We start from the raw sequence: 1,682 nt of genomic DNA, 5'->3' as shown, positions 1-1,682 counted from the left end.
CCTAAATGCTTCTATGTGGTTTTTATCGGCTCTCGACCCTGAACCCTAGACGGCTTTTGGTGTGGATAGGAAAAATTTACAAGCCGTGCTCAGAATGTATGTCCAGGGGTATTTTCCGCTGGGATTGGAGCATGGCATTGGCTGGTTCGATCAGCGGGCTTATGGAACATCCAGACGGGCCGTAATGCCCCTGGACGACCGATTCCATATTCCCAGGAGTCTGCGGCGGACACTCAATGCCCAGCGGTTTGAGGTGCGGACTAACAGCGATTTTGCAGGGGTTCTGGAAGGATGCGCGACCCGTGGCTGGTCGTATCAAAACGAGACCTGGATCACCCCTGAGGTAGCCCAGCTTTATCTGGCCCTGCACCGGTATGGCTTTGCCCATAGCTTTGAGACCTGGCTGGACGGGGAACTGGCCGGAGGTATCCTGGGGGTCTCGCTGGGGGCTGCCTTCATTGGCGATACCATGTTCTACCGCGTTTCCGAAGCCTCCAAGGTAGCCCTGGTTCGCCTGGTCGAATACCTGCGCCAGCGGAATTTTGAGTTGTTCGATGTGCAGGTACAAAACCCCCACCTGGCTCGTTTTGGAGCTATCGAGGTGGATCCCCTCGAGTTCCAACACCAACTTCTCCAGGCCACCCAGAAGCCGGTGGCGTTTGTGGACTGAAAAATCCAAGGCGGCGTGGTAATACCAGTGGTTCACATTCCTCTTTTCGTGAATCTCTACGGGGGTTGAAGCCGACTTTCTCAGCCATCTTCCCCACTGCCTGACCGAGGAACGCGCTCCTCTTTAGTGCCCTTCTCGGCGTAGGATAGGGCCGATGAGCGAGAGCCTTCCCATAAGCACCTTTTCACTGGTAGCCCGCGACCCCGATACAGGCCTTCTGGGAATAGCCGTAGCCAGCAAGTTTCTGGCGGTGGGTTTTGTGGTGCCCTGGGCCAGGGCGGGTGTGGGTGCGGTGGCGACCCAGTCCTATGCCAACCCCGATTTTGGCCCGATGGGGCTGGCGTTGATGGAAGCGGGGGCTGGCCCGGAGGATATCCTGTCGGTGTTTGCCCGCAACGACCCCGACCTTGCCAGGCGGCAGGTTGGCTTTGTGTTAGCAAACGGCGAGAGCCTGAGCTTTACAGGGCAGGAGTGCCATGCCTGGGCAGGGGGGCAGTGGGGGCCTAATTATGCGGCTCAGGGCAATTTGTTGACCGGCCCCGAGGTGGTCGAAATGCTGGTACAGACCTTTCTGAACCGCTCCGACCTGGCTTTTCCCCAACGACTGGTCGAAGCCTTGCTGCAGTCCGACCGTGCGGGTGGGGACAGGCGTGGGCGGCAGGCCGCGGCCTTGCTGGTGGTGGGCGAGGGCAAAGGCTATGGTGGGATGGAGCGCTGGATTGACCTGCGGGTGGATGACCATCCAGACCCGGTGCAGGAGTTACAGCGACTGCTAGCGATTCATCAGCTGCTCTTTGGGGCAGGCGAGCCCACCAGACCTTTGAGCACCAGGGAAATTGTCTGGATTCAGGCCTTGTTACACCGCCAGGGGCAGTACACCGGGGCTATTAGTGGACAGTGGGACGAGACCACCGAGCTTGCTCTTAGAGCGCTGATCGGGATGGAAAACCTGGAAGAACGCTACCAGGGTGGCCCCGCTCTTGACGAAACCGTCCTGCAATACCTGAAGGAG

2 protein-coding genes are annotated in these 1,682 nt (G+C 58.9%); both read left to right on the top strand.

The window, feature by feature from the left end; genetic code table 11:
• Positions 1-61: 61 nt before the first annotated feature.
• Positions 62-670 (top strand): leucyl/phenylalanyl-tRNA--protein transferase, encoded by a 609-nt coding sequence (gene aat / locus Q0288_RS14015; protein WP_299431570.1) that lies wholly within the window; start codon positions 62-64, stop codon positions 668-670.
• A gap of 154 nt (positions 671-824) precedes the next feature.
• Positions 825-1,682 (top strand): DUF1028 domain-containing protein (locus Q0288_RS14010; RefSeq protein ID WP_299431566.1); only part of this gene is annotated, 858 nt, incomplete at its 3' end.

The organism is uncultured Meiothermus sp., from assembly GCF_937863175.1.
Lineage (GTDB): Bacteria > Deinococcota > Deinococci > Deinococcales > Thermaceae > Meiothermus.
The sequence above is the reverse complement of the archived record's forward strand: the minus strand, read 5'-3'. Positions and strand labels throughout refer to the sequence as shown.